25 protein-coding genes and 1 pseudogene are annotated in these 23,658 nt (G+C 74.0%); 9 read left to right on the forward strand and 17 right to left on the reverse strand.

What is annotated here, in order from left to right:
• Positions 1-11 precede the first annotated feature (11 nt).
• The 3 genes from ACZ55U_RS18470 to ACZ55U_RS18480 are packed head-to-tail and all read right to left on the reverse strand — an operon-like array spanning position 12 to position 2,763.
• Entirely contained in the window at positions 12-941 is a 930-nt protein-coding gene (locus tag ACZ55U_RS18470) for a metal ABC transporter permease (protein WP_465527184.1), read from the reverse strand.
• Positions 938-1,702, reverse strand: a complete 765-nt coding sequence (locus tag ACZ55U_RS18475; RefSeq protein ID WP_465527185.1) for a metal ABC transporter ATP-binding protein — start codon at positions 1,700-1,702, stop codon at positions 938-940. The genes ACZ55U_RS18470 and ACZ55U_RS18475 overlap by 4 nt, the downstream gene beginning before the upstream one ends.
• 14 nt (positions 1,703-1,716) lie before the next feature.
• Positions 1,717-2,763: a metal ABC transporter substrate-binding protein gene (locus tag ACZ55U_RS18480; RefSeq protein ID WP_465527186.1), complete on the reverse strand. Its 1,047-nt coding sequence runs from the start codon at positions 2,761-2,763 to the stop codon at positions 1,717-1,719.
• 191 nt (positions 2,764-2,954) lie between these two features.
• On the opposite strand from ACZ55U_RS18480, the gene ACZ55U_RS18485 reads away from it, so the two are divergent.
• Positions 2,955-4,337 carry a glycine--tRNA ligase gene (locus tag ACZ55U_RS18485; protein WP_396301170.1) on the forward strand — a complete coding sequence of 461 codons (1,383 nt, stop codon included), beginning with the start codon at positions 2,955-2,957 and terminating at the stop codon, positions 4,335-4,337.
• A 99-nt stretch (positions 4,338-4,436) separates the two neighbouring features.
• On the opposite strand, the gene ACZ55U_RS18490 is transcribed toward ACZ55U_RS18485, so the two are convergent.
• The 6 genes from ACZ55U_RS18490 to ACZ55U_RS18515 form a co-directional block, all read right to left on the reverse strand.
• Positions 4,437-5,591: a hypothetical protein gene (locus ACZ55U_RS18490; RefSeq protein WP_465527187.1), complete on the reverse strand. Its 1,155-nt coding sequence runs from the start codon at positions 5,589-5,591 to the stop codon at positions 4,437-4,439.
• 49 nt (positions 5,592-5,640) lie between these two features.
• Positions 5,641-6,804 (reverse strand): hypothetical protein, encoded by a 1,164-nt coding sequence (locus ACZ55U_RS18495; RefSeq protein ID WP_465527188.1) that lies wholly within the window; start codon positions 6,802-6,804, stop codon positions 5,641-5,643.
• Complete coding sequence (locus tag ACZ55U_RS18500) at positions 6,801-7,379, reverse strand: NADAR family protein (protein WP_465527189.1); 579 nt, start codon at positions 7,377-7,379, stop codon at positions 6,801-6,803. The genes ACZ55U_RS18495 and ACZ55U_RS18500 overlap by 4 nt, the downstream gene beginning before the upstream one ends.
• A gap of 282 nt (positions 7,380-7,661) precedes the next feature.
• Complete coding sequence (locus tag ACZ55U_RS18505; protein WP_465527190.1) at positions 7,662-8,771, reverse strand: threonine aldolase family protein; 1,110 nt, start codon at positions 8,769-8,771, stop codon at positions 7,662-7,664.
• 56 nt (positions 8,772-8,827) lie between these two features.
• The gene (locus ACZ55U_RS18510; RefSeq protein ID WP_465527191.1) at positions 8,828-9,265 is read right to left on the reverse strand and encodes a nucleoside deaminase; all 438 of its coding nucleotides are present in this window, start codon (positions 9,263-9,265) and stop codon (positions 8,828-8,830) included.
• A complete protein-coding gene (locus ACZ55U_RS18515) occupies positions 9,262-10,077 on the reverse strand; it encodes an LLM class flavin-dependent oxidoreductase (RefSeq protein ID WP_465527192.1) in 816 nt (271 codons plus the stop codon). The genes ACZ55U_RS18510 and ACZ55U_RS18515 overlap by 4 nt, the downstream gene beginning before the upstream one ends.
• A gap of 94 nt (positions 10,078-10,171) precedes the next feature.
• Between ACZ55U_RS18515 and ACZ55U_RS18520 the strand changes: the two genes are divergently transcribed.
• Both ACZ55U_RS18520 and ACZ55U_RS18525 read left to right on the forward strand, forming a co-directional pair.
• The gene (locus ACZ55U_RS18520) at positions 10,172-10,618 is read left to right on the forward strand and encodes an Lrp/AsnC family transcriptional regulator (protein ID WP_380700686.1); all 447 of its coding nucleotides are present in this window, start codon (positions 10,172-10,174) and stop codon (positions 10,616-10,618) included.
• 206 nt (positions 10,619-10,824) lie between these two features.
• A complete protein-coding gene (locus ACZ55U_RS18525; RefSeq protein WP_465527213.1) occupies positions 10,825-11,979 on the forward strand; it encodes a serine hydrolase domain-containing protein in 1,155 nt (384 codons plus the stop codon).
• A gap of 97 nt (positions 11,980-12,076) precedes the next feature.
• Here ACZ55U_RS18525 and ACZ55U_RS18530 read toward each other — a convergent pair whose 3' ends face one another.
• Complete coding sequence (locus ACZ55U_RS18530; RefSeq protein ID WP_465527193.1) at positions 12,077-12,310, reverse strand: hypothetical protein; 234 nt, start codon at positions 12,308-12,310, stop codon at positions 12,077-12,079.
• A gap of 176 nt (positions 12,311-12,486) precedes the next feature.
• Between ACZ55U_RS18530 and ACZ55U_RS18535 the strand changes: the two genes are divergently transcribed.
• Positions 12,487-13,971, forward strand: a complete 1,485-nt coding sequence (locus ACZ55U_RS18535; RefSeq protein WP_465527194.1) for a sensor histidine kinase — start codon at positions 12,487-12,489, stop codon at positions 13,969-13,971.
• Between the two features lie 89 nt (positions 13,972-14,060).
• Positions 14,061-14,765 (forward strand): response regulator, encoded by a 705-nt coding sequence (locus ACZ55U_RS18540; RefSeq protein WP_465527195.1) that lies wholly within the window; start codon positions 14,061-14,063, stop codon positions 14,763-14,765.
• 234 nt (positions 14,766-14,999) lie between these two features.
• Here ACZ55U_RS18540 and ACZ55U_RS18545 read toward each other — a convergent pair.
• A pseudogene (locus ACZ55U_RS18545) lies at positions 15,000-15,353 on the reverse strand (phosphatase PAP2 family protein); the annotation flags it as partial.
• Between ACZ55U_RS18545 and ACZ55U_RS18550 the strand changes: the two are divergent.
• Positions 15,259-15,726, forward strand: coding sequence for a hypothetical protein (locus ACZ55U_RS18550; RefSeq protein ID WP_465527215.1), 468 nt, complete (start codon positions 15,259-15,261; stop codon positions 15,724-15,726). The pseudogene ACZ55U_RS18545 and the gene ACZ55U_RS18550 overlap by 95 nt on opposite strands.
• 811 nt (positions 15,727-16,537) lie before the next feature.
• Here ACZ55U_RS18550 and ACZ55U_RS18555 read toward each other — a convergent pair.
• The 3 genes from ACZ55U_RS18555 to ACZ55U_RS18565 form a co-directional block, all read right to left on the reverse strand.
• Positions 16,538-16,954, reverse strand: coding sequence for a type II toxin-antitoxin system VapC family toxin (locus ACZ55U_RS18555; protein WP_465527196.1), 417 nt, complete (start codon positions 16,952-16,954; stop codon positions 16,538-16,540).
• On the reverse strand, positions 16,951-17,244 hold the full coding sequence (locus ACZ55U_RS18560) for a type II toxin-antitoxin system Phd/YefM family antitoxin (RefSeq protein WP_465527197.1): 294 nt from the start codon (positions 17,242-17,244) through the stop codon (positions 16,951-16,953). The genes ACZ55U_RS18555 and ACZ55U_RS18560 overlap by 4 nt, the downstream gene beginning before the upstream one ends.
• A 69-nt stretch (positions 17,245-17,313) precedes the next feature.
• Entirely contained in the window at positions 17,314-18,528 is a 1,215-nt protein-coding gene (locus ACZ55U_RS18565) for an MFS transporter (protein WP_465527198.1), read from the reverse strand.
• 78 nt (positions 18,529-18,606) lie between these two features.
• On the opposite strand from ACZ55U_RS18565, the gene ACZ55U_RS18570 reads away from it, so the two are divergent.
• Complete coding sequence (locus ACZ55U_RS18570) at positions 18,607-18,969, forward strand: MerR family transcriptional regulator (protein ID WP_465527199.1); 363 nt, start codon at positions 18,607-18,609, stop codon at positions 18,967-18,969.
• An 86-nt stretch (positions 18,970-19,055) separates the two neighbouring features.
• Positions 19,056-19,958, forward strand: a complete 903-nt coding sequence (locus ACZ55U_RS18575) for an alpha/beta fold hydrolase (RefSeq protein WP_465527200.1) — start codon at positions 19,056-19,058, stop codon at positions 19,956-19,958.
• A gap of 150 nt (positions 19,959-20,108) precedes the next feature.
• On the opposite strand, the gene ACZ55U_RS18580 is transcribed toward ACZ55U_RS18575, so the two are convergent.
• A complete protein-coding gene (locus ACZ55U_RS18580; protein ID WP_465527201.1) occupies positions 20,109-21,554 on the reverse strand; it encodes an MFS transporter in 1,446 nt (481 codons plus the stop codon).
• Between the two features lie 111 nt (positions 21,555-21,665).
• Between ACZ55U_RS18580 and ACZ55U_RS18585 the strand changes: the two genes are divergently transcribed.
• Complete coding sequence (locus tag ACZ55U_RS18585) at positions 21,666-22,637, forward strand: helix-turn-helix transcriptional regulator (RefSeq protein WP_465527214.1); 972 nt, start codon at positions 21,666-21,668, stop codon at positions 22,635-22,637.
• Here ACZ55U_RS18585 and ACZ55U_RS18590 read toward each other — a convergent pair.
• Both ACZ55U_RS18590 and ACZ55U_RS18595 read right to left on the reverse strand, forming a co-directional pair.
• On the reverse strand, positions 22,631-23,023 hold the full coding sequence (locus ACZ55U_RS18590; RefSeq protein ID WP_465527202.1) for a hypothetical protein: 393 nt from the start codon (positions 23,021-23,023) through the stop codon (positions 22,631-22,633). The two genes, ACZ55U_RS18585 and ACZ55U_RS18590, sit on opposite strands and share 7 nt — an antisense overlap.
• Positions 23,020-23,652: a hypothetical protein gene (locus tag ACZ55U_RS18595; RefSeq protein ID WP_465527203.1), complete on the reverse strand. Its 633-nt coding sequence runs from the start codon at positions 23,650-23,652 to the stop codon at positions 23,020-23,022. Before ACZ55U_RS18595 ends, ACZ55U_RS18590 begins: the two co-directional genes overlap by 4 nt.
• Positions 23,653-23,658: the final 6 nt, after the last annotated feature.

The raw sequence follows: 23,658 nt of genomic DNA on the forward strand, positions 1-23,658 counted from the left end.
CGTCTCGCACATCATTGTGCCAGCCCGGCCCGTCGCTCAGGGGTGGTCGTGTCGGACGGTTCGGCGGCGGCCTGTTCCGGCAGTTCGACGTCGCAGATCCTGGGGCCGTGCTCGGCCGCGCCGCGGTGGCGCCGGCGGGCGAGCGGCGCGGCGAGCAGGCTGAACACCGCGAAGACCGCGATGGCGAGCAGCACGATGGCCGGGCCGGAGGGCACGTCGAGCTGGTAGGAGCCGGTGACTCCGGCCAGCGCGACGATCACGCCGAGGGCGATCGAGGCGGCCTGGGTGGCGGCGAAGGAGCGGGTGAGCTGCTGGGCGGCGACCACCGGGACCACCATCAGGGCGCTGACCAGCAGCAGTCCGACGACCCGCATGGCGACCGTGACGGTGACCGCGGCCATCACCGCGAGCAGCAGGTTGAGGGTGCGCACCGGGATGCCGGTGACCCGGGCGAAGTCCTCGTCCTGGCAGATCGCGAAGAGCTGGCGGCGCAGGCCGAGGGTGACCGCGATGACCACGGCGCCGAGCACCGCGATGGTGACCAGGTCGGCGGGGGCGACGGTGAGGATCGAGCCCCACAGGTAGCTCTCCAGCGAGCCGGCCCCGGCCTGGGCGGACATCGAGACCAGCAGCTTGCCGCAGGCCATGCCGCCGTAGAAGAGCATCGCGAGGGCGATGTCGCCGCGCTGGTTGCCGCGCGAGCGGACCAGCTCCATGGTGACGGCGCCGAGCACGCAGACCAGGACGGCCATCCAGACCGGGCTGGTCTGGAAGATGAAGCCGAGGCCGACGCCGGTCATCGCGACGTGGCCCATGCCGTCGCCCATCAGGGCCTGGCGGCGCTGGACCAGGTAGATGCCGACGGCCGGGGCGGTGGTCCCGACCAGGACGGCGGCGAGCAGGGCGCGCTGCATGAAGTCGTAGGACAGCATCTCGGTCATGCCAGCAGCCTCGGCGGGGTCAGGTCGGCGTGCGGGTGGACGTGGTCGTGGCCGGGCAGCGCGTGCAGGCCGGTGTTGGGCACGGGCGGGCCGTCGTGGGCGACGCAGCCGTCCCGCAGCACCACGGCGCGGTCGATCAGCGGCTCCAGCGGCCCGAGCTCGTGCAGCACGAGGAGGACGGCGGCGCCGCGGGCGACCTCGGCGCGCAGGGTGTCGGCGAGCACCTGCTGGCTGGCGGCGTCCACGCCGGCCATCGGCTCGTCCATGATCAGCAGGTCGGGGGTGCCGACCAGGGCGCGGGCGATCAGCACCCGCTGCTGCTGGCCGCCGGAGAGGTCGGCCACGCCGTCCGCGGCGCGCTCCAGCATGCCGACGGCGGCCAGGGCGCGGTCCACCGCCTCGCGGTCCTTGCGGCGGAAGGGCAGCAGCCGGTGCTGCGGCAGCCGTCCGGTGGAGACCACCTCGCGCACGGTGGCGGGGACGCCGGAGGCGGCGGTGGTGCGCTGCGGGACGTACCCGATGCGGTGCCAGGCGCGGAAGGAGCCGTACGCGGTGCCGAACAGCTCCAGGGTGCCCCGCTCCAGCGGGACGGAGCCGATCACGGCCTTGACGGTGGTCGACTTGCCGGAGCCGTTGGCTCCCAGCAGGGCGACCACTTCGCCGGGGCGGACGGTGAGGTCGACGCCGCGCAGCACCGGGCGGCCGCCGCGGGAGGCGACGGCGTCGCGGAGGCGGACGGCCGGGGGTATCGGGTCGGTCATGGTGCGGGTTCCCGTCAGTTCGCGGGGGTGGGGGTGGCGGCGTCGGTGGCCGGGGCCCCGGTGGCGGGGGTGGCGGCGGCTGGGGCGGCCGGGGTGGCGGCGCCGAGGGCGGCCTGGAGGTTCGCCAGGTTCTGCTTCATGACGCTCAGATAGTCGTTCTGGGCGGGGTCCTTGACGCCCTCCAGCGGGTCCAGGACGGCGGTCTTGAGGCCGAGGTCCTTGGCGACGGTGTCGGCGAGCTTGGGGCTGACCAGGGTCTCGAAGAAGACCGTGGTGACGCCGTTGTCCCGGGCGGCCTTCTGCACGGCGGCGAGGCGGGCCGGGGTGGGCTCGGACTCCGGGTCGACGCCGTTGATGGCGACCTGGGTGAGGCCGTAGTGGTCGGCGAGGTAGCCGAAGGCGGCGTGGCTGGTGACGAAGGTCTTGGTCCTGGTGTCCTTCAGCCCGGTGCGGAACTCCTGGTCGAGCGCGGTGAGCTTGGTGACCAGCTCGTCGGTGTTCTTCCGGTAGTCCTCGGCGTGGGCCGGGTCGGCCTTGGCGAACTCGTCGCCGACGCTCTTGGCGATCGCCGCGTAGCGGGTCGGGTCGAGCCAGATGTGCGGGTCGCCGGCCGGGCCCTCGTGCTGGTGGCCGTCGGCGTTGTCGGTGCCCTCGTCGAGGTGGTGGTCGACCAGCGGGCTGGCGGCGGTGGCGTCGATCTTGTGCTTGCTGGAGGACTGGGCGACGGCCTGGTCGACGGTGGGCTGGAGGCCCTTGAGGTAGACGATCGCGTCGGCCTTCTGGACGGTGCCGACCTGCTTGGCGGTGAGCTCCAGGTCGTGCGGCTCGACGCCGGCCGCCGTGAGGTCGGTGACCGAGACGTGGTCCTTGCCGATCTGCTGGGCCAGGAACTCCATCGGGTAGAAGGCCGCGACGACCTTCAGCTTTCCGTTGCCGCTGTCGGCGCTGCTGCTGCCTCCGCAGGCCGTGAGCACGAGGGAGGCGGCCAGGGCGGTGGTGCCGAGCGCTATGGAGGTGCGGGTCCGGCGGGAGAGTCCGAGGCGAGGCAGTCCGATCATCATGACAATCATTCTCATCCAAGATGGAAATGATTGTCAACTCACTCGGGTGGGTGAACGGCAGGTGGCGGAGAGCGGGAGCGGCCGGACGATACCGATTTGAATCACGTACCCGTCTGGCCGGTAACCTGAGGTATTCGGGTACGCGCAACCAGCCGTGCCCTGACCGTGCCGTACGTACTGAAGAGAGCACTGTGGCCGCCGACAAGATCGACACGATCGTCAGCCTGAGCAAGCGCCGTGGCTTCGTCTACCCCTGCAGCGAGATCTACGGCGGCACGCGTGCCGCCTGGGACTACGGGCCGCTGGGCGTCGAGCTCAAGGAGAACATCAAGCGCCAGTGGTGGCGCACGATGGTCCAGGCCCGTGAGGACGTCGTCGGACTCGACTCGTCGGTGATCCTCGCGCGCGAGGTGTGGGAGGCCTCCGGCCACGTCGCCACCTTCAACGACCCGCTGACCGAGTGCCTCTCCTGCCACAAGCGCCACCGGGCCGACCACCTGGAGGAGAAGTACGAGGCCAAGCACGGCTTCCCGCCGCCGAACGGCCTCAAGGACGTCAACTGCCCCGACTGCGGCACCAAGGGCCAGTTCACCGAGCCCAAGGACTTCTCGGGCATGCTGAAGACCCACCTCGGCGTCACCGAGGAGGCGAGCGGCCTGGCGTTCCTGCGCCCGGAGACCGCCCAGGGCATCTTCACCAACTTCAAGGCCGTCCAGACCACTTCGCGCAAGAAGCCGCCGTTCGGCATCGCCCAGACCGGCAAGAGCTTCCGCAACGAGATCACCCCCGGCAACTTCATCTTCCGGACCCGTGAGTTCGAGCAGATGGAGATGGAGTTCTTCGTCAAGCCGGGCGAGGACGAGCAGTGGCACGAGTACTGGCTCCAGCAGCGCTGGGACTGGTACGTCGACCTGGGCCTGCGCACCGAGAACATGCGCTTCTTCGAGCACCCGAAGGAGAAGCTCTCCCACTACGCCAAGCGCACCGTGGACATCGAGTACCGCTTCAACTTCGGCGGCTCCGAGTTCTCCGAGCTGGAGGGCGTCGCCAACCGCACGGACTACGACCTGCGGGTGCACAGCGAGGCCTCCGGCCAGGACCTGAAGTACTTCGACCAGGAGTCCGGCGAGCGGTACTTCCCGTACGTCATCGAGCCGGCGGCGGGCCTCAACCGCGCCATGCTGGCCTTCCTGATCGACGCCTACTTCGAGGACGAGGCGCCGAACGCCAAGGGCGTCATGGAGAAGCGCGTCGGCATGCGGCTCGACCCGCGCCTGGCCCCGGTCAAGGTCGCCGTCCTGCCGCTGTCGCGCAACGCCGAGCTGTCCCCGAAGGCCCGCGGCCTGGCCGCCGACCTGCGCACCGCGTGGAACGTCGAGTTCGACGACGCCGGCGCGATCGGCAAGCGCTACCGCCGCCAGGACGAGATCGGCACGCCGTTCTGCGTCACGGTCGACTTCGACACCCTGGAGGACAACGCCGTGACCGTCCGCGACCGCGACACCATGTCGCAGGAGCGCGTCTCGCTGGACCAGGTCAAGGCGTACCTGGGTGCGCGCCTGATCGGCTGCTAGCGGCCTGTCCGGGCGGGTCCTCCCGCCCGGGGCGAGCCCTCGTCCGCCCCCTCGCCGGGGCGGGCGGGGGCTCTTCGCCGTTCCGGGGTCTCCGGGTGACTACCGCCGGCCCCAGCGGGGGCGCGGGGCGGCCGGCGGACGGGTCGGGAGGCCGGCCGTGCGCAGGGTGGCGAGGGTGGTGCGGTGGCGGGCCTCGTCGGCGAGCATCGCGGCCAGCAGCTGCCCGTACAGCTCGGTGCTGCCGGCGCCGTCCAGGGCGGTGGCGAGCCGGACGACCTCGACGGGCGGGCGCAGCACCGCCAGCTCGCTCACCAGCAGGGAGGCGAGGGCGGGCGGCAGGCCGGCCGCGAGGGCGGTGAGGTCGTCGGTGGAACGGCCGGCGGCCTGGCGCAGCAGGGTCCGGACGTCCTCGGCGCGGCCGTGCTGCTGGAGGCAGGTGGCGAGCGAGGTCAGTTCGGGCATCGGCGCCGAGCCCCACTCCCAGAGCAGCGTCGCGCTGTCGGCGGTCAGCCCGGCCCGCTCCATGGCGGAGAGCAGGCCGGGGACGGCGGAGGGCGGATAGCTCCAAAAGGCGTGGAACACCTCGGCCGCCTGCTCGGCCAGGCCCAGCTCGCGCAGCTCGGCGAGCACGGCGACGGAGTGGTCGGGCACGGACCGGGCGACGCGGCGGGCCAGGTGGAGGGAGGCGCCGACCGGCCCGTACCGGGCCAGCATGCCGATCAGGAGCGCGGCGTCGGCGGGGGCGAGGCGGGCGGCGGCCGTGTCGATCATCCCGGTGGCCTCGGCGAGGGCGCCGGCCCGGTGGAGGGCGGTGATCCGTTCGGTCAGGGCGCCGATGTCGGGGCGGACGGGCGGGGGTGGGGTGGGCTGCTGCCGCTGTGCCTGGCGCTGTGGCTCCGCCTGGCGCTGTTGCTGTGCCTGCCGTTGCTGTTGTGGTGCCTGCCGCTGCGGGGGTGGCGGCTGCTGGCCGCTCCTGATGCCGTTCTCCAACGCCTCCAGCTGGTCGCTGAGTTGGAGGCAGCGGTTGCCCAGGCCCTCGCGGAGCCTGCGGGCCTGGGCGAGCTGGCGCACCAGCTCCCCGTCCGGTCGCTGGCGGCCCGGGGTGGCCCGGATCGCCTCGTTCAGGCGGCGTTCGCGCTGGCTCGCGTAGCGGCTCGCGCGGAGTAACTCGTCCAGTTCCGCGCGGAGTTCGGCGGCCTGCTGCTCGCCTTCCGGCTGCTGGCCTGAGGGTTGTGCCGTCGGCCGCATGCGCATGATCACCCCAACCTGTCCATCCGGATCCTGACTGTGTGACATCCTCGCGTCAGTATGTGGCGTGAGAGTTAAGAGTGCACGACCAGCCGTGTCCGAGTGGTGTCAAGGAGCGCGCAGACGGCGGCCGTTGCGAGAAGTGCGCCGGTCGCGCTCCGGAGGAGCGTCGCCTCGTAGTACGGGCCGGGAGCGAGCGCGGCGACGGCGTAGCCGACGGCCGCACCGGCGAGCGCGGGGAGCACGAGCAGCCGGCGTCCCGGCGGGCGGCCGCCCCGATCGCCAGCGCCCCTGCCAGGACGGCGAGTTCGGGGGTGCCGAAGGTCTGCGCGTAGCGGATCGCCAGGGCGGGGACGAGGAAGAGTGCGAGAGCCCGGCTGATCGTCCCGGTGAGCGCGGTGGTGTACGGGCCGGGGTGCGCTCTGGGGAGGTGGGTGAGCCGGGGGACGGTGCGGGTGGCGACGAGGACGGTCAACGCGACCGCGGCGGTGGGGAGATGGGCGCCGATGCGGGCGGAGTTGTAGAGCAGCACGGTGTCGTAGAGCACCAGCATCAGCTGGCCGTACGCCCACAGGTCGAGCGCGAAGCGGAACAGGCCGCGGCTGGAGCCGGGTTCGGTCCTCGCCCCGGCCTTCGCCTCGGTTTCGTTCCGGGCCAGCCAGGCGATCAACGGCGGGGTGGCGCAGGCCGCGAGCGCGCGCAGGACGAGGTCGTCCACGGTGTACGGGTTGCGCAGGTCCCACTCCACCGCGCAGAACGCCACCGTGTACGAGGCGGCGGCCAGCGGGATCAGCGGCGAACGGGCCAGCCGGACGTACAGTGCGCGCTCCAGCCGCCGGACGACGGAGACGAACGCCAGGAGCACCAAAGGCAGTTCGAGGAAGGCCTGCACCCGGAGCACGGAGGGGGCCAGCAGCTCCGGGGCCGGGAAGCGGGCGGCGAGGTGGTCCAGGCGGGGCACGTCGAACCACCCGGGCGGCAGGTAGCGGGTGATGAAGGAGACGTCCCCGTGGTGCACCCGGTCGACGTAGACCGCCACCAGTACCTGGTTGAGACAGACCAGCGCGACGACGGCCGCCAGCACCGGCTCCGGGCCGAGGGCGCCTCGTCGCCGCGGCGCGGCCGGGGCCTCCCGCCGCAGCACCCCGGGTACCACGAACAGGGCGGCCGCGACCGAGGCCGCCACCGTCACGTCCAGCAGTGGAGCGATGGTGCTCATGCGGCCAGTCGCGCCCGCGCCTCCATCAGGGCGAAGCCGAGCAGGTTCAACCCGCGCCACTCGGTGGGCTGTTGGGAGCGGATGTCATCGGCGGCGAGCCCGATGCCCCAGATCCGGTCCAGGGGGCTGGCCTCGACCAGCACCCGCTCGCCGGTGCCCAGCAGGTAGGAGCGCAGCGCCTCGTCCTGGCCGAACTTCGCGACGTTGCCCGCCACCACCAGCTCGAAGCGGCCGGCCTCCCAGGTCTCGCCGTCGAAGCCCTTGACCTGCCGGCCCAGCTTCTTCGCCTCGGCGGGCGTACGGGCGGCGAGCACCTGCCCGAGGATCTCCTCGTCACCGAACATCCGGGCCTTGCCGGCCATCATCCAGTGCTCGGCGGTCGGGTACGTGACCCCGTCGACGGTGAACTCGCCCGGCCACCACTGGCTCAGGCACTCCTGCCTGGTCCCGCCGCCCTTGCGCTCGGTGTGCCCCCAGAACATCACCCACTTCGGCCGCACCCCGTCGGCCATCATCGCGGCCAGCTCCTCCCGACTGCGGACGGCGGCCAGGTCCCCCACGTGCATCTCGCTCATATCGTCAGTCTGACATGAAGGGTCTCGTCTCCGCTAACCGTTTGCGGCACATCGCCCTCGTGTCGGTGACCCGGCTCCTGGGATTTCCGCCCGCGGATCGGGACTTCGGCCAGGCGGGGACGGAACGCAACGGCGTCCGCGAGGAGTTGGGCGCGGGGCCCGGGACTCCCCGGTCCGGCAGAAGTCGCCACGCACCGTGCCACCGGGTGGTAGAGGCGGAACGCCGTGGCGGTGGCCCGCCGGCCCCAGCGGGAAGGCCGGCCCCGTCGGTGCCGCGCGAGATCAGCTGCCGGCCGCCAGTTCCAGGAAGCGCAGGCCGACCTCCGTCACCTCCCGCGCCGTCCACGCCCGGGCCGGCTCGGCGAGGCTGACCTCGGCCATGGCGAGGCCGGGGGCGGCGTCCGCCCAGTGGGAGACGAACCAGATCCCTTCCTCCTCCGCGAGCGCCAGGTGGGCGGCGTTGAGGGCCTTGGCCGGATGCGGCAGCCAGAGCTGGAACTCGTGGGTGGGCGGCGCCTCCGGGTACAGGCGGGCGCCGGGGAGGGCGGCCAGGGCGGGGGCGAGGGTGGCCGTGGCGTGGCGGGTGTACTCGGGCAGGCGGGGCAGGACGGTGTCCAGGCCGTGGAGGGCGGCGAGGGCGGCCGGCCACTGCTGGAAGAGCTGGCCGCCGTAGCGGTGGCGCCAGGTGCGGGCGTGGGCGACGAGGGCGGCGTCGCCGGCGAGGGCGGCTCCGCTGATGCCGCCGAGGTCCTTGTAGTAGGAGACGTAGACGCTGTCGGCGAGCGCGGCGATCTCGTCGAGCGGCCGGCCGAAGTGGACCGTGGTGTTCCAGAGCCGGGCGCCGTCGAAGTGCACCCGGGCGCCGGCCTCGCGGGCGGCGGCGACGAGGGCGGTCAGCTCGTCCCAGGTCGGGAGCAGGTAGCCCGGGTCGCGCAGCGGGAGTTCGACCGCCAGGGTGCCGAACGGCTCGCCCAGTGCGGCGAGTTCCCCGGGTGTCGGCTGGCGCTGCTCGGTGGTGGGCCACAGGCCGCGCAGGCCGGTGAGCTGGGTGTACGCGTGGCGCTCGTGGCGCTCGACGTGGCTGAGCGGGTGCAGGGCCACCGCCGGGTTCCCGGTCCGCTCGGCGTGGTGGCGCAGGGCGGCCTGCTGGGCCATCGTCCCGGTGGGGAAGAAGACCGCGTCCTCCTTCCCGAGCAGGGCGGCGGTCCGCTCCTCCAGCTGCCGCACCGGTCCGTCGCCGCCGTAGAAGTCGGGGCAGACGTCCAGGCCGTCCAGGGTGGCGAGTTGGGCGAGGCGCTCGCGGATGCTGAGGACGCGGTCGGCGGAGAGGAAGCGCTCGCAGGACATCCGGGCCGCGCGGCGCCGGTGGAACTCGCTCTGGTCGTCGGTCATCCGGCGATTGTCGAACTCGTGACGGGGCGGGACCAACTGCTTTTCCCCGGACGCGATCAGCTCGGCCGGTAGTAGGCGGCGATCGGGGCGCGGGCCTCCTCGGGAAGGGCCGGCCCCTCCTCGGCGACCGTCGGCCAGGCGCCCGACTCGGGGTTGAGTGCGACGAGTTGCTCCGTCGACAGCGCGTGGACGACCCGGCCGATGCCGGACCGGAGGATGGCTCCGCCGCACATGCCGCACGGTTGGCAGCTGGTGTAGAGGGTGGTGCGGGCGGCCGTGGCCGGGTCGAGTTCGCGGGCCGCCCAGCGGGCGAGCTTCAGTTCGGGGTGGGCCGTGATGTCGTGGTCGCGGCGCACGGTGTTGTGGGCCTCGGCGAGGATCTCGCCGTCCGGGCCGGCCAGCAGGGAGCCGTACGGGGCGTCGCCCAGGGCGATCGCGCGGGTGGCGATGGCGATGGCGCGGCGCAACAGGGCCTCGTCGGCTTCGGTGATCACGCTGCTGCCGCCTTCCACCGGTCGGCCACGGTGGTGAGGGCCTGCCAGGCCTGCCGCGGCCGACGGGTCTCCTCCGGATCGCCGTGGTAGGGGTCGAACACGACGGTCCCCGCGCCGAGATCGCGCAACTGGCCGAGGTCGTCGAGGACTTGGTCGATGGTGCCGACCCCGGCGGGCCGGTCGGGGTCGTCGACCGGCGTGGTGGTCAGCCGGAGGGCGATGCGGGGCGCGAACCCCGGGACCGGGTGGTCGGCCAGCACCGACCGCATCCGGGGGAGGGGGAGGCGCAGGGGATGCCAGGCGTCGCCGAACCGGGCCGCCCGGCGGAGCGCCGCTTCGCTGTGGCCGCCGACCCAGACCGGCACCGTCCGGCGGTCGGGTTCACCTGCCCAGGCTTCCCGCAGCGCTCCCAGGTGCTCGTCGGTCAGCCTGCCGCGGGCACCGAACGGCACGCCGAGTGCGTCGAACTCCTGGCGTGCCCAGCCGACTCCGACTCCCAGGACGAACCGGCCGCCGCTGAGCCGGTCGAGGGTGGTGGCCATCCGGGCGACCAGCAGCGGGTTCCGGTAGGGCAGGACGAGCACGGTGGTGCCGAGCCGCAGGCCGGTGGTGACTCCGGCGAGCCAGGACAGGGTGGTGAACGGTTCGTAGAACGGCTCCGGGTACCGCGCGGCCACGTCCTGGGTCACCGTCACGTGGTCCGACACCATCAGGAGGTCGAAGCCGAGGCCTTCCGCGGTCCGGGCCCATTCGCGCAGCACGCCGGGATCGGTGCCCGGTCCGAAGTTCGGTACGTTGACGCCGAGTTGCATGGTGTCGAGGCTATCCCCGTGATCATGGCGGACGGAACGGAGCCTTCCCTTTCCTTGCGTCCTGCCGCCGTGGAATTCCCGGTAGATTCGCGTCATGGCCGTGAATCTTGATGACACCGACTGGGCGATCATCGAACAGTTGCAGCGGGAGGCCCGGGTCTCCCTCAGCGAGCTGGGGCGTCGGGTCAACCTCAGCCCGTCGGCGACCACGGAACGGGTGCGGAACCTGGAGTCGCTGGGCGTCATCACCGGCTACCGCGCGGTGGTGGACCTGGCGAAGGTCGGTTATCCGGTGCTCGCCGTCGTCCGGCTGAAGTACCCCGGCAACCGGCACGAGCCGCTGCGCCGGCTGCTCGCCGAGCGGCGGGAGATCCTGGAGTGCCTGCGCACCACCGGCGACGACTGCTACACCCTGAAGGTGGCGGCGACCTCCATGGAGCACCTGGAGACCCTCGTGGACGAGCTGGCCGGCTTCGGCAGCACCACCACGAGCGTCGTCTACAGCCGGACGCTGCCGCTGCGCGGCCCGGGCCGGCCCTGACGGCGGACGGGGCGCCGGAGGGGGCGGCGGAGGGGCGGTGGACGAGACGGCGGAGGCGGAGGGGTCGGCGGGGGAGGCGGTGCTCCCTCGGCCGGGGGAGGCGGGCCGCCCCTCGGGTGACCAGACTGGCGATCGTGACCAGGGGGCTTCCCTGCTCCCCACGATTCCAAGGGAGTTGACTCGTGCGTCGTTCGCGCATCCGCCACATGGCACTCGCCCTCACGCTCTCGGCCGCCGTGACCGCCGGGGTGTCCGCACCGTCGGCCGCGGCGGTCGTCGCCACGTCCGTGCCCACGTCCACGTCCGTGTCCACGTCCACGTCCGTCTCCGCGTCCTCGCCGGACGCCGTGCGGCAGGGGCTGAACGCGCTGGTGCGGGAGGACGGGGTGCCCGCCGCGCTCGCGACGGTTCGGGACGGGCAGGGGCGGACCCGTGACTACACGGCCGGAGTCGGCGACCTGGCCACCGGCGCCAAGGTGCCCGTCGACGGACAGGTGCGGATCGGCAGCAACACCAAGACCTTCACCGCCGTCGTCGTGCTCCAGCTGGTGGGGGAGGGGAAGGTCGACCTCGACGCCCCGGTCGACACCTACCTCCCCGGCCTGGTCCGCGGCGCGGGAATCGACGGGCGCGGCATCACCGTCCGGCAGCTCCTCCAGCACACCAGCGGCCTGCCCGACTACGAGGGACAGCTGGACGAAGCCTCCCTCCGCGACCGCTACTTCGAACCCCGGGAGCTGCTGGACATGGCCCTCGGCCGGCGGCCCGACTTCGAGCCCGGGGCGAAGTTCGGCTACAGCAGCACCAACTACGTGCTGGCCGGCCTGATCGTCCAGCGGGTGACCGGCCGGCCGCTCGCCGAGGAGATCGACCGGCGGATCGTCCGGAGCCTCGGACTGCGGCACACCTACTTCCCGGCCGTGGGCGACCGGACGATCCGGGAGCCCCACCCCCACGGCTACCGCGTGGACCCCTCGACCGGGAAGCCGGCCGACTTCACGGAACTGGACCCGTCGGCGGGCTGGGCGGCCGGGCAGATGATCTCCACCGGCTCGGACCTCAACCGCTTCTTCACCGCCTTGCTGGGCGGCCGGCTGCTGCCCCCGGCCCAGCTGGCGCAGATGCGCACCACCGTGCCGGTCGGGGACACCGGCATGGCCTCCGGGCTGGGCATCTTCAGCCGCCCGCTGTCCTGCGGCGGGGTCTACTGGGGGCACGGCGGTGACATCCCGGGCTACGAGACCCGGGGCGGGGCCACCGAGGACGGGCGCGCCGTGAACGTCGCGGTGACCACCGTCCCGGTCGAGGAGGGCGTCACCCGGCACCTCGAAGACGTCGTGGACGCAGCTCTGTGCCGCTGACCGGGTGGGCCGAGCCGGGCCGCAGCCGGGCAGCCGAGCCGAGCCGAGCCGGGCAGCCGAGCCGGGCAGCCGGCCGGCTCGGACGGGCGCCGAGCGGTCAGGAGCGGTAGTGGTTCCCCTCGTCGCCCACCACACCGTTCCCGTGGTGGACGGACAGGCTGGAGTACGTCGCCCGCATGCGCGCGGCCTGGGCGGTCCGCTGCTGTTCGATCAGCAGCCCTTCGGCGTCGTCGAACCGGTGCCGCCGGGCGCGGTCCCGCAGGGCCAGGAAGGCCAGGGAGCCGACGACGGTGCCGACGAGTACGAACAGGAACACCATGACGAAACCCATGACGTCACCTTCCCCCGGTTCGAGTGCGTCCCACCTTTATCTCACGGGAGCCCGAGGGCCGTACCGCGGTCGCCGGAACCGACCGGCGGCAGTCGGGTGGTGACGGCCGCGCCGTGACGGCCGACCATGACTTTCGACAGATCCGCCCCGCCTGCGGCCCTCGTAGGGTCGTAGGCATGCGGATGAGCGGGGCTGCGCTGCCGGTGGTGGCGTCGGTGTGTATCGGGCTGGGTGTCACGAGCTTCTGGTGGGCGCTGCCGGCGGTCGTGCTCTCCTTCCTGGCCGGACTGTGGACGGAGCGGGTGCGGTCGGCCGTGGTGGTGTTCGCCGCCCTGGTCGGGGCCGGGGTGCTGGTGATCGGGTCGGTGCCCTCCTGGATCGTGCTGGGTGTGCGGTTCGTCGCGCTCGCGGTGAGCACCGGGATGGGCCCCTGGCTGCTGGGCCGGTTCTGGCGGCAGTCGCAGGAACTCGTGCGCGCCGGGTGGGAGCGGGCCGAGCGGCTGGAGCGCGAACAGCGGCTGGTCGCCGAGCAGGCCCGGCTGCGCGAACGGGCCCGGATCGCCCAGGACATGCACGACGCGCTCGGCCACGACCTCAGCCTCATCGCGCTGCGCGCCGGCGCCCTCAAGCTTGCCCCCGACCTGTCCCCGCCCCATCGGGAGGCGGTCCAGGAGATCCGGGCGGGCGCGGCCGCCGCGGTGGAGAGGCTCGGCGAGGTGATCGGCATCCTCCGCGACGGGGACGAGGGCGACGGCGGCACCCCCGCGGCCCACGGACCGGCGGACTCGGACATTCCGCAGCTGGTCGCCGAGGCCGCCGCAGCCGGCCTGGACGTTCGGTCGGCGATCACCGGTCAGCCGGACGGCCTCCCCCGCGCGACCGAGCACGCCGCGTACCGGGTGGTCCAGGAAGCCCTGACCAATGCCGCCAAGCACGCCCCGCGGGCACCCGTCACCGTGGAGGTGACGTACTCGGCCGACGGCGCCCGCGTCCGGGTGGCCAACGGCCTCGCGGGCGACTCGGGCCCGGCCGGCGGCAAGCCGTCACCCGTGTCAACCGCGTGGAACGCCGCGCCCACCGGCGCCCGCACCGCTGGGCCCGCTGTCGCGTCCACCGGTGGTCACGGCCTGGTCGGACTGACCGAGCGCGTCCGGCTCGCGGGCGGCACCTTCACGTACGGGGCCCGGCCGGGTGGCGGGTTCCAGGTGGCTGCCGACCTGCCGGGCCGCGGCTCCGGGCCCGTCCCGGAGAGCCCCGCCGCCCCACCGTCGCCGGTGCGCGAGTTGCGCCGGGCGCGGCAGCGGGTGAGCCGGACGCTGGTCGCGGTGGTGCTCGTCCCGCTGGTGACGGCGGTGCTGCTGACCGCCGCCCTGCGAGTATGGACGCTGTACGTCGTCGGCCTGTCGGTGCTGGACCCCGAGGTCTACGCCTCCCTTCAGGTGGGACAGGACCAGGCGTCGGTCGAGCGCCTGCTGCCGGGCCACCGGTTGCCGTACCGCCCGCCGGGCGGGTCGTCGACTCCCGCGCCGCCGCCGGGGGAAGGAGTCTCGTGCGCGCACTACGCCATCACCGCCGAACTGTTCGTGGACCGCGCGGGCGACGCCTACCGGCTCTGCTTCCAGGGCTCCCGGCTGGTCTCGCGAGACGTGCTCCGCTCCTGATGGCCGCCGGCCGCGTCACCGGCCGCACGGCCGACCGACCCCTCTCCGCCCTCTTCACCTCCGTACCGAGCGACCGACAGGAGCCGCCGATGACCACCCCACCGATCCGGGTGCTGCTCGCCGATGACGAACCCATGATCCGCGCGGGGCTGCGCGCGGTGCTCGCCACCGACCCGGGCATCGAGGTCGTCGCCGAGACCGGGGACGGTCGGGAGGCCGTCGACCTGGTCCGGCGCCACCGGCCGGACGTCGCCGTGCTGGACATCCGGATGCCCGGAACGGACGGGATCACGGCCGCGGCCGAGATCCGCCGCGGCGGCCTGGCCACCGGAGTACTCATGCTGACCACCTTCGGGGAGGACGACTACATCCTGCGCGCGCTCAGTGGCGGCGCGAACGGCTTCCTGATCAAGTCCGGCGAGCCCGAGGAACTGATCGCCGGGGTGCACGCGGTGGCGGGAGGAGCGGCCTACCTCTCACCCAAGGTGGCCGCCCGGGTGGTCGCCCATCTCGCCGCCACCGGGGCCGGTGGCCCAGCCGACCGGCGCACCCGCGCCCGGGAGCAGGTGGCCGCCCTGACCACCAGGGAACGGGACGTGCTGACGCTCATCGCCGCCGGGCTGTCCAATGGTCAGATCGCCCGGAGACTGGGGGTGGTGGAGGGCACCGTGAAGGCCCATGTGAGCTCCGTCCTGGCGCGGCTGGGCGTGGCCAACCGCGCGGCCGCCGCCGTCCTCGCGCACGAGGCCGGGCTGACCCTCGGCGCGGCCTGTGCCGGCGGGCCACGGGACTGAGGGCACTGCCGCGCCCGGCGCGGGGGCGGAGCTCGGGGCCGACGGTACCGACGGGGTCGTCGGTATCGACGGTGCGGGCGGCGCCGGAGGCGTTGTGGGTGCCGACAGCAGCCGCCCGAGCAGTGGAGCTCCGGCCAGGGCCGTCACGGCGGTGGTCGCCACCGGACGCAGGGCGAGGACCACCGCCGCCGTGACCGTCCCGCCGAGGGCGGCACCCGCGAGCACGTCGTGCGGGTAGTGGACACCGGCCGCCACCCGCAGCGCGGCCGTGGCCCCGCCGACGGGTATGACCAGCAGCGCCCAGCGCGGGCGCAGCAGCACCAGGCCGGTGGCCAGCGCGATCGCCAGGGTGGCGTGGTTACTGGGGAACGACCAGTCGCCCGGTGGTGGACACCCGGCGACCGCCGTGCCCGGCAACCCGGCCAGCGCCCGGCAAGGCCGTTCCTCGTCGAGGGCAGTCTTCAGCACCTCGCTCGCCCCGTAGGCCAGCACCGTGCCGATCCCGACCAGCGCCACCCCGGCGACGGCCCCGGCGGCCCGCCGGCCCCGGGCCGCCCACCAGCAGAGAACCAGCAGGAACCCCAGCACCAGCAGCCCGACCTCGGTGGCCGGCTCCAGCAGCGAGGCCATCGCGTGCGGGCCGTCGCCGACGGCCTCCGCCACCCGCCGGTACCCGTCCGCCGACCACCCGGCCGACACCCGGACCGGCGTCGCCCCGCCACCCCGTTCCGGCGCCAGCCACGCCACCACCCCGGCCCCCGCGCAGAGCAAGGCTGCGGCGAGGACGTGCCTGCCCCCGCCGGCCGCCCTGCCCGCCCCGGCGGCACCGCCCGCTCCGGGCGGCCCGGGCTTCGTGGGTTTCCTGGACCGCCTGGATTTCCTGTCCGTGTACGTCATGGTCCGGACGGTAGAGGCCGAGGAGGCCCTTCCACCCGACCCGAAAGTCAGGCAACGGCCATGACGATGGTCAGGGTTGACAACGCCTCGAACCGACCCGGTGCGTGCCCGGTGGCCATGCCCGCCCCCCCAACGCGCTCGCGCTCCCCACCCGTTACGACGGAGGCCCAGACAGGGGCGCGCTGATCGGCCCTGGAACCGGCTCATCGCCCGCTCGGCCGCTGTTGCACTTCGCCCGGTCCGTCCTCCTCCGGCACGGCTGGACGGTACGGGAAGCGGGGTGGCAACTCGCCGATGGATTCGTGGAGTTCACGCTGGAGGACCGGATCGCCTGGATGGAGCGGCAGGTCGCCACGGCCGTCGAGGCCGAGCGCGGCGCCTGCCGCCTGCTCGTCGGCAAGTCGCTCGCCTCCTTCGCCGCCGACCGGGACCTCCCGGCGGCTTGGCTGACCCCCCGTTCTGACCGTGGACCACGTGGCTCGCGCGCTCCTCCGGGCCAAGGCGCCGGCCCTCCTCGTCGGCGGCGGCGGAGACCGGGTGGGGAGCGCCAGGCCGCCGAGGTGCGACCGGTCACGAGGCCGTCGAACTGCCCGCCGCCGACCACGACCTGGACCTGCCGGACGCCCCCTCGGCCCGGTCGACCTCCTGCGGCGGGTCGTCGTACGGCTGGACGAGTCCGTCGCGGCCCTGCCCCGCTGAGGGCGATCCTGCGGCGGGACCGCCCCACCGCACGGAGCGCCCGCCCGGCCCGCCGACGGTCGGCAAACGGGGAGGCGGGCGTTCGCTGCCCGGTCCCCGAGCCCGCCGTCCGGCCCCTGGGCCCGCCCGTCCGCGTTCCCCGGCCCGCCCGTCCGTTTCCCGGGCCCGCCGTCCGCCTACCGGGACCCGGTGGACCGGCCGGGCGCGACCACTGGCAGGTCCCGTTCCTCCGCCGCACCGGCCAGGCGCTTGTCGTACGTGACGAAGGCCGTGAGCGCGTGTTCGAGGTGCTCGGCGCTGGCGAGGTGAATGGCGTCGAGCGTCCGGAGGTGGAGGGTGGGGATCCGGCTGGCGGCTCGGAGCACCGGGTCGGAGAGCCGGATGCGGAGCAGCCGGTCGAGCAGATCGGCCGAGGTGTCGAGCAGCTCCCGGGGCGCGCCGATCCGGATCAGTGCGCGCGGCACCTCGACCTGGGTCAGTGCACTGGTCGCGTGGCCCTCGGAGCCGTGGGAGGAGAGGAACGTGCGTAGCGCGGCGGACTCGTCTTCCGGGATCAGGAGCTTGAGGATCGCACAGGAGTCGAGGTAGATCACCGCTCTTCCTCCTCCCGCATCGCGATCAGGGCGTCGGCGGCGGATCCGAGGCCGGTACCGGCCTCGGGGATCGTCCAGTCGGCCAGACCGCGCGCGGTGGCGGCGTTCTCCGGGTCGATGGTGCCGTCGCGGACGAGGTCCTCCAGCACCCGTTGTTCGGGGTCGGGCGGCGCGAGGACGGCGATCAGCCGGCCGTTGCGGGTGATCTCCACGCGCTCGCCGGCCGCGACCCGGTCGATCAACTCACTGGCATGCTGCTGGAGCTGGCGGATGGGGACTCTGGCTGTCATGCGACTCACGGTACGGCGGATCGTGCGGCACCCACGACGTGCGTGCGTCGATTTCACCCGGACGAGCGGTCACCGCCGTTCCGGGAACCCGTGCCGGCGCCCGCCGACGGTGATGACCAGGGCGGCGGCCAGCAGGACCAGGGCGGACCAGGGCAGCGCGGCCGGGCCGGCGTGGTCCAGGAGCAGGCCGCCCGCCAGTCCGGCGGCCGCGATGCCGAGGTTCCAGCAGGTGACGAGCAGCGACTGGGCGATGTCCCCGGCCGGCCCGCCGGCGTCGGCGACGGCGGTCTGGAGGAGGGTGGCCGCGCCGCCGAAGCCGAGGCCCCAGACCGCGGCGGCGGCGTAGGCGAGCCAGCCGGTGGAGTCGAGCAGGGCGGCCGCGAGGACCAGGGCCGCCACCGCGACGAGGACGCAGGAGGCGATGGTCAGGGGACGCAGGTACCGGTCGATCAGGACGCCGGTCCCGAAGATGCTGACCAGCGAGGACAGCCCGACGACCAGCAGCACGGTGTCCGTCCGGCCGTCGAGCCCCAGCGGCGCCAGCAGCGCGGCGACGTACGTGTAGAGGACGTTGTGGGCGAGCACGAAGGTCGCCGTCACGCCGAGGACGACGGCCACGCCCGGCGTCCGCAGCACCCGCCGTACGGGGGTGCCGACCCGGTCGGTCCGTCCGGGCAGCCGCGGCAGCGCGAGCAGCATCCAGCCGGTCAGCGCCACCGCGACCACGCTCATCAGCCCGAAGGTGAACCGCCAGTCCACCAGGCCGGAGAGCAGGGTGCCGGCGGGCACGCCCACCGACAGGGCGACCGTCGAGCCGGCCATGGCGACGGCCATCGCCCGGCCGCGCTGCTCCGGTGCGACGATGCCCCGGGCGTATCCGGCCAGCAGCGCCCAGAGCAGCCCGGCGACGAGGCCCGCCGCGAACCGGGCGGCCATGGTGAGCGGGTAGCTCGGGGAGACGGCGGTGATCGCGTTGGCCGCGGCGAAGCCGGCGACGGCGAGCACCAGCAGGGGCTTGCGGGGCAGGTGTCCGGTCGCGGCGGTCAGCGGGATGGCGGCCGCGATGGAGCCGACCGCGTACAGCGTGACGGACTGTCCGGCGGCGGACTGGGCGACGCCGAGGTCGGCGCTCATCGCGGGCAGCACCCCGGCGGGCAGGGCCTCGGTCATGACGGTGACGAATCCGCCGGTGCTCATGGCCAGCAGGGCGGGCCAGGGGAGCCGGGACGGCCGGGGCCCGGGGGCCACCGGCCTTTCCGGGGTTTGGAGTTCGGAAGTGGACATGGGGGTGATGGTCTATCGTTGACATCCGTGTCAAGGTCCAGCCGGGACGGCGCCGGCCCGGAGTGAGGGTGGTCACACATGCGCATCGGCGAACTCGCCCGGCTGACGGACACCACCCCGCGCCTGCTGCGCTACTACGAGCAGCAGGGGCTGATCACGGCGAGCCGCGAGGCGAACGGCTACCGCTCGTACGACGACCACCTGGTGGACCGGGTCCTGCAGATCCGCGGGCTGCTGGAGGCGGGGCTGCCCACCCGGATCATCAAGCAGATCCTGCCCTGCCTGGACGCCCCGCGGACGATCCACTTCACCGACGCCACCCCGGAGATGCTCGCCACCCTGGAGTGCGAGACGGAGCGGATGTCCCGCCGCATCCAGTGCCTGACACGCAACCGGGACGCCATCCGGGAGTACCTGGACGTGGTCAAGAGCCTCGCCTGACCGGTCCGTCCGACCCGGCGGTCCACCCGGCTGTCCGATTCCGCCACTTGACCTTGCCACCGGTGTCACGGTCGGACGCTTCTTCCATGACCGAAACGCCCACCACGAACGACACGCCCACCGCGGACCACACGCCCACCGCGGACCACGCGCCCACCGCGGACCGCACGACCGCCACGGCGGCGACCGCTGACGCCGCGATCCACCACACCGCGCTGGGCGACGGCACCCCGATCGTCCTGATCCACGGCTACACCGTCGACCACCGCGTCCTGCTCCCGCTCGAACCCGTCTTCGCCGGCCGCCCCGGCTGGCAGCGCCTCTACCTCGACCTCCCCGGCCACGGTGCCTGCCCCCGGCTGCCGGGCCCGACCTCCGCGAGCGCGCTGGCCGAGGCCGTCTTCGGGTGGATCGACGCCCAGGTGGGCGGGCGTCCGTTCGCCGTGGTCGGGCAGTCCTTCGGCGGCCAGCTGGCCCGGGCGGTGACCGCGCGGTACGGCGAACAGGTGCTGGGCTCGGCGCTGCTGGTGCCCGTGGTGCGCTGGGGCGAGGACCGGACGCTGCCCGAGGAGACCGTGGTCGAACGCGACGAGGACTTCCTCGCCGGCCTTCCGGCCGCCGACAGCGAGGTCTTCCGGTACGTCATGGCCCGTCACACCAAGGCGAGCTGGGAGGGCTTCGCGCGGTACGTCCTCCCCGGCCGGCGGGCCCACGACCAGGCGGCCGCCGCCGAACTCGAAGCCGACTTCCTGCTGCCGCACTGGCCCGAGCACCGCGCGCCGCGGCACCGCGGCCCCCACCTCCTGGTCACCACCCGGCAGGACGCCCTGGTCGGCTGGCGCGACCAGCTCGCCCTGCTCGACCACTACCCCCGGATGGCCGCCACCGTCCTCGACGGGGTCGGCCACAACCCCCAGGTCGAGACCGCCGACGCCGTCCGCTCCCTGGTCGGCGGCTGGCTCGACCGGATCGGACGGATCGAACGCTGAAGCCCGTGGGAGCGCCGGGAACGCCGACGGCCCCGCGACCGGACGTACCGATCGCGAGGCCGTTCGCCGTTCACCGCCGTCGCCTCCGGGGCCCGAGGCCCGGGGCCCGAGGACCGGGGCCCGAGGACCGAGGTCCGAGGCCCCCGGAGGTCAGCCGACGGAGCGGGGGAGACGGGTGGTCAGGTAGAGGATGGTGAAGGAGCCGAGGAGCTGGATGCCCAGGCAGAGGGCGAGCGCGCGGTCCATGCCGAGGCTGGGGGAGAGCGAGAGGTAGAGGCTGCCGAGGGTGGCGACGCCGAGGGCGAGGCTGGACTGCTGGCCGGTGGCGAGGACACCGCTGCCGACGCCCGCCCGGGCGGCGGGCACCTTGGCGAGGACGACCCGGAACAGCGGGGTGCCGATCAGGCCCTGGCCGATGCCCGCGAGGGCGACGCCGGGGGCCATCCGCAGCGGGGAGAAGTGCGCCCAGTCGGCCAGTACGGTCATGGCGAGGGTGGCCAGGCCGAGGGCCTGGACGACGGCGCCGGCGCTGAGCACCCGGCTGCCCCAGCGGCCGATCAGCCGCGGGCCGGCCAGCGAGGCGGAGAAGTAGCCGACCGCCATCGGGACCAGCGCCCACCCGGCCGCGACCGGGCCGAGTTCCAGGCCCTGCTGGAGGGCGACGGCGATGACGAACATGAAGCCGCCGAAGCCCGTGAAGTAGGGGAGCGCGATGCCGAGTCCGCGCCGCATCTCCGGGATGCGCAGCAGGGACGGCGGCACCAGCGGGGTGTCCCCGCGCCGCTCGGCCCGGCGTTCGACGGCGGCGAAGGCGCCGGCGAGGACGGGGAACAGCGCCAGCAGCACCCAGGACCAGAGCGGCCAGCCGGCGGCGCGGCCCTCCATCAGCGGGATGAGCAGGGAGAGCAGCGCGGCGGTGAGCAGCGCGGTGCCGGGGACGTCGACCCGGGCGGCCAGCGCGGCCTTGCTCTCCGGGACGTAGCGGACCGCGAGCACCACGGCGAGCAGCGCGAACGGCACGTTCAGCAGGAAGACCGAGCGCCAGCCGGTGCCGAACAGGTCGGCGGCGACCAGCATGCCGCCGAGCACCTGGCCGACCACCACCGAGATCCCGCCGACCGCGCCGTAGACGCTGAGCGCGCGGCCGCGCCGGGCGCCCTCGGTGGCGGCGGTGATGGTGCCGAGCACCTGCGGGATCAGCAGCGCGGCCGAGGCGCCCTGGGCGGCCCGGGCGGCGACCAGGGACCACGCGCCGGGGGCGAGGCCGCAGGCCAGCGAGGTGAGGGCGAAGGCGGCGGCGCCGGCGACGAAGAGCCGGCGGCGGCCGAAGATGTCGCCGAGGCGCCCGCCGAGGACGAGCAGGACGGCGAAGGCGATGCCGTACCCGGCGGCGACCAGTTCGAGGACGGCGGGCCCGGCGGCCAGGTCGTGGTCGATGGTGGGCAGGGCGACGTTGACGATGAAGAAGTCGAGCATCGGCAGGAAGGAGCCGAGCAGGACGGTGACCAGCCCGGCGGTGCCGAGGGCGGGGGTGCGGGCGGTGGCTGCGGGGGCGGATCGGACCGGGGCCGGGGCGACGGCGAGTTGTTGAGTCACGGGTCATACGATCCGGCGCTTCCTACCCTGGTACCAGAGTCTGGTTATCCAGGTATAAGAAGTACCTGGCAATAGGCTGCGGCGTGCCCCATGCTGGGGAGCATGAGCCTGATGACCCCGGCCGCGCAAGCCCGTCCGGCCGACGCGCAAGCCCGCCCGGTGAACGCCGCGCCGGCCGCGCAAGCCCGCCCGGTGAACGCCGCGCCGAGCGCTGCGCCGAGTGCCGCGCCGAACGCCGGACAGCGCCCGGCCGCCCCCGACGACGCCCGCCGGCACGAGCTGGCCGCGTTCCTGCGCAGCCGCCGCGAGCGCCTCGCGCCCGAGCAGGTGGGCCTGCCGATGACCGGCCGCCGCCGGACCCCGGGGCTGCGCCGGGAGGAGGTCGCGCAGCTCGCCGCGGTCGGGGTGACCTGGTACACGTGGCTGGAGCAGGGGCGGGCCATCCAGGTGTCCGCCCAGGTGCTGGACGCGGTGGCCCGGGCGCTGCTGCTGGACCCGAGCGAGCGCGCGCACCTGTTCACCCTGGCCGGCGCGGACGACCCGGCGCCGGTGAAGGAGTGCCCCTCGGTGACCCCGAGCGTGCGGCTGCTGCTGGACCGGCTGGCGCCGTTCCCGGCCATGGTGCTCAACTCCCGCTACGACGTGCTGGCGTACAACGCCCAGTACACGGGGTTCGTCGGTGACCTCAGTGAACTGGCCCCCGAGGACCGGAACTTGATGTGGATGGCGTTCACGCCCTCGCGGTTCCGGGAGGTGCTGGTCGACTACCGCACCGAGCGCCTCAACGTGGTGGCCCGGTTCCGCGCGGCGATGGCGGACCACAGCTCGGATCCGGCCCGGAAGGCACTGGTGGCCCGTCTGCTCAGGGCCTCGCCGGACTTCGCGGAGCTCTGGCAGCGGCACGACGTGATGCGGCCGGGCAACGGCATCAAGCGCTTCCAGGTGCCCGGCGTGGGGCTGTTGCGCTGTGAGTACACCAGCTTCTGGCTCAGCCCGCAGCTGGGGACGCGGATGATCACCTACACCCCGCTGGACGACGAGACCCGCGCGCTGATGGACCTGCTGCCCACCACGGCTCAGTAGCGCGGAAGGGCCGCTTGCCGCCCGAGCAGCAGGCACAGGGCGGCGAGCGGCAGTTCTATGCAGCAGGCCATCACCAGGGCCGCGAGCACCGCGTGGCCCGGGCCGGCGCAGGCGATGTCGGCGAGGGCGTCCCCGGTGAGCAGCAGGGCCACCGCCGCGCCCGCCCACAGCGCCCCGGCGTCGCGCCGGCGCAGCAGCGTGTCCAGGGTGAGCAGGGCGGCGAACTCGACGAGGTCGAGCACGACCCAGGGCGTCTCGTGGCAGACGGCGAGGACCCCGAGCCAGGGCAGCAGGGCGAGGGCCGCCAGGAACGGCAGCTTGGCGAAGCGCTCGGGCAGGACGTACCCGGAGGCGGGCCGGGCGGCGAGGACGGCGGCGGTGCTCACTTCTTCGCCCCCCGCACCCGCACCCGCACCCGCTCCAGCGGCAGCCGCTCGGTCGCACCGCCCGCCGGGTGCTCGACCCGCACCGCGCCGAACGGCCCCTCGGCCCAAGCGAACCAGAACAGCCCGGCCACCGGGACGACCTCGGCCGCCGACCGCACCCGGCGCAGCGCCCGCCGCCCGGTGAAGACCACCGAGGGCGCCGTGCCGTCGGCCGCCAGCCGGCCCCAGGCGAGCACGTGCCGGCCGCGCCCGGCGGACGGGCAGTGCCGGGCCCCGCGCAGCAGCTGCGGGGTGAGCCGGGCGGCGACCAGGACGTCGGCCAACTCGCCGTGCTGGTACAGCTCCAGCGCGGCCCGTCCGCGGCCGGAGCCGACGGTGCGGACCGACCAGGGCCCGTTCCCGGCCGGCAGGGTCCCCTCCTGCCCGGGTATCCCCTGCTCGGGCGCCTCCTGATCTGGCGTCCCGTGCCCGGCCGTCTCGCGCCCGGGCGCCTCCTGCTCGAACGCCTCCCCAGGGCGGAGCGCACCCCCGGAGGTGCGTCCGGGGACACCCCCGTGCCCCCCGGAAACACCTCCGGGGCCGGGCCGCCCGTGCGGCGGAGTGGCGGAGTGCGGTGCAGTGCTCGTCATGCCCTC

This window comes from Kitasatospora sp. NPDC034533, from assembly GCF_055575155.1.

Coding starts and splice junctions, on each gene's coding strand:
- ACZ55U_RS18470 (WP_465527184.1), bottom strand. CDS start 941: ATGACCGAGATGCTGTCCTACGACTTCATGCAGCGCGCCCTGCTCGCC.
- ACZ55U_RS18475 (WP_465527185.1), bottom strand. CDS start 1,702: ATGACCGACCCGATACCCCCGGCCGTCCGCCTCCGCGACGCCGTCGCC.
- ACZ55U_RS18480 (WP_465527186.1), bottom strand. CDS start 2,763: ATGATGATCGGACTGCCTCGCCTCGGACTCTCCCGCCGGACCCGCACC.
- ACZ55U_RS18490 (WP_465527187.1), bottom strand. CDS start 5,591: ATGCGCATGCGGCCGACGGCACAACCCTCAGGCCAGCAGCCGGAAGGC.
- ACZ55U_RS18495 (WP_465527188.1), bottom strand. CDS start 6,804: ATGAGCACCATCGCTCCACTGCTGGACGTGACGGTGGCGGCCTCGGTC.
- ACZ55U_RS18500 (WP_465527189.1), bottom strand. CDS start 7,379: ATGAGCGAGATGCACGTGGGGGACCTGGCCGCCGTCCGCAGTCGGGAG.
- ACZ55U_RS18505 (WP_465527190.1), bottom strand. CDS start 8,771: ATGACCGACGACCAGAGCGAGTTCCACCGGCGCCGCGCGGCCCGGATG.
- ACZ55U_RS18515 (WP_465527192.1), bottom strand. CDS start 10,077: ATGCAACTCGGCGTCAACGTACCGAACTTCGGACCGGGCACCGATCCC.
- ACZ55U_RS18520 (WP_380700686.1), top strand. CDS start 10,172: ATGGCCGTGAATCTTGATGACACCGACTGGGCGATCATCGAACAGTTG.
- ACZ55U_RS18525 (WP_465527213.1), top strand. CDS start 10,825: ATGGCACTCGCCCTCACGCTCTCGGCCGCCGTGACCGCCGGGGTGTCC.
- ACZ55U_RS18530 (WP_465527193.1), bottom strand. CDS start 12,310: ATGGGTTTCGTCATGGTGTTCCTGTTCGTACTCGTCGGCACCGTCGTC.
- ACZ55U_RS18535 (WP_465527194.1), top strand. CDS start 12,487: ATGCGGATGAGCGGGGCTGCGCTGCCGGTGGTGGCGTCGGTGTGTATC.
- ACZ55U_RS18540 (WP_465527195.1), top strand. CDS start 14,061: ATGACCACCCCACCGATCCGGGTGCTGCTCGCCGATGACGAACCCATG.
- ACZ55U_RS18560 (WP_465527197.1), bottom strand. CDS start 17,244: ATGACAGCCAGAGTCCCCATCCGCCAGCTCCAGCAGCATGCCAGTGAG.
- ACZ55U_RS18565 (WP_465527198.1), bottom strand. CDS start 18,528: ATGTCCACTTCCGAACTCCAAACCCCGGAAAGGCCGGTGGCCCCCGGG.
- ACZ55U_RS18570 (WP_465527199.1), top strand. CDS start 18,607: ATGCGCATCGGCGAACTCGCCCGGCTGACGGACACCACCCCGCGCCTG.
- ACZ55U_RS18575 (WP_465527200.1), top strand. CDS start 19,056: ATGACCGAAACGCCCACCACGAACGACACGCCCACCGCGGACCACACG.
- ACZ55U_RS18585 (WP_465527214.1), top strand. CDS start 21,666: ATGACCCCGGCCGCGCAAGCCCGTCCGGCCGACGCGCAAGCCCGCCCG.
- ACZ55U_RS18595 (WP_465527203.1), bottom strand. CDS start 23,652: ATGACGAGCACTGCACCGCACTCCGCCACTCCGCCGCACGGGCGGCCC.